Origin of the sequence: Polaribacter sp. Z014 (assembly GCF_023555435.1) — a bacterium.
Classification (GTDB): domain Bacteria; phylum Bacteroidota; class Bacteroidia; order Flavobacteriales; family Flavobacteriaceae; genus Polaribacter.
The window spans coordinates 1-1,562 of the sequence record NZ_JALCZP010000073.1 but is presented as its reverse complement, the minus strand read 5'-3'; the positions used below and the strand labels follow the sequence as shown (position 1 = coordinate 1,562).

Annotated in this window: 1 protein-coding gene; it reads left to right on the top strand. The window is 24.9% G+C overall.

Translation table 11 applies throughout. The features are described 5' to 3' along the window. Positions 1-123 precede the first annotated feature (123 nt). The gene (locus MPF19_RS18945) at positions 124-870 is read left to right on the top strand and encodes a DUF6090 family protein (protein WP_249989839.1); all 747 of its coding nucleotides are present in this window, start codon (positions 124-126) and stop codon (positions 868-870) included. Positions 871-1,562: the final 692 nt, after the last annotated feature.

The following is a 1,562-nucleotide window of genomic DNA, read 5'->3' as shown; positions in this document are numbered from 1 at the left end:
GCTCACTTGGGAAATTCCTCCGGAATTTCGCCGTTCGTGTTTTATTTACTAAATTCACTGCTTAAACAACGCAACAAAGCTTATACATCAACGTTGTACTTCATTATAAACGACATTTAAAGGATGATAAAATTATTTAAAAAAAAAAGATATGAATCTTCAAAAAAAAAAGAACTCCCCAGTTATATAAAATATGCTTTAGGTGAAATTATTCTTGTTGTAATTGGAATATTAATTGCTCTTTGGATTAATAGTTCGTATTATGATTATAAAAACAATGAGATTAAAATGACTTATTTAATTGATTTTAAAAAAGATTTAGTTGCTGATACAACTGAAATAATACAAAGGATAAAAGGTAATGAATATATGACTAAAAACATTGATTCTATTTTCATATCATTTCAATCTAAAAAAGAATTAAATAAAGAAGAGTTAATGCTATTTATAAAGTATAATTACTCACTTCTATCCGAATCTTATTTTATACCAAAAAAAAATACACTTCGTCAATATGAATCAAATAATAATTTTAATTTTTCAAAAACATTAAAGGACAAACTTTTTGAATATTACACTTTAAATGATAGAAATGAGAAAAACACTGAAACTAGTGTTCAACTCTATCAACACAACTTTTTTAGTAGAGATATTACTAATTTAATAGTTCAAGATTTATATAATGTTTCAATAGGAATTGAATCAAAATTAACTAAAGACGACTTAAACAGAATTAAAACTAATAAAGATTATTTAAGTACTCTATTACTTAAAAAAAAATATACTTTAAATCAAAACAGGAATTATAATAACATTAAATTAAAAGCGAAAGAAGCATTAAAAGTGATTGATAGAGAGTTAGAAAAATAACGAAAGTACAACACCGTATATAATTTATTGCTGGCTTCTTGCATACTTATGAAAGTCCTCGCGGACTTTCTTGGTCAGTAATTATTTACTAAATTAGTTGCTTGAAACACGCAACAAACCATATACAACAACGTTGCCAAAAATTGCTCAGAAATCTCAATCAACTTAGGAAATAATAAATAAAAATCTAGAAATTCAAATAGTTAGACACTCTCTCTCTAATGGAAAATTCTGAAGGAATTTTAGGTATTTATTTTAAAATTGAAAACATCAAAAAAATGAGCTTTGAGTAGTAAAATGGTTGAGAAAAATAACGAGAAAGTATTTTCTGAAAATCGAAAAACATCAAAATTGCTGTCTCAATTGAATGCGTGAAAAATTTTTCATGCGCTGAAAAACTAAAATTTGGAAATTTGAATAAAATAATTAAAATTGTTACTTCAATTACGCTTCTGAGAAATCACTCAAATGCTGAAAACAAAATTTGAGTAAACTATGGAATTAAAAAAAGGAAAAAGATTTTTACTAGAATTTTGAATTTTGAAAAAAACGATTAGAATTAGAAAATAAAAAACAACTTTAGGCAACACTATGTATATAGTTTAGCCCCTTAAAAGTTCGGAGTGCTATTTTAAATTTCAAAACTAATATATTTGAGATATGAAATACAAGAAATGGAGTTTAGACGAAAA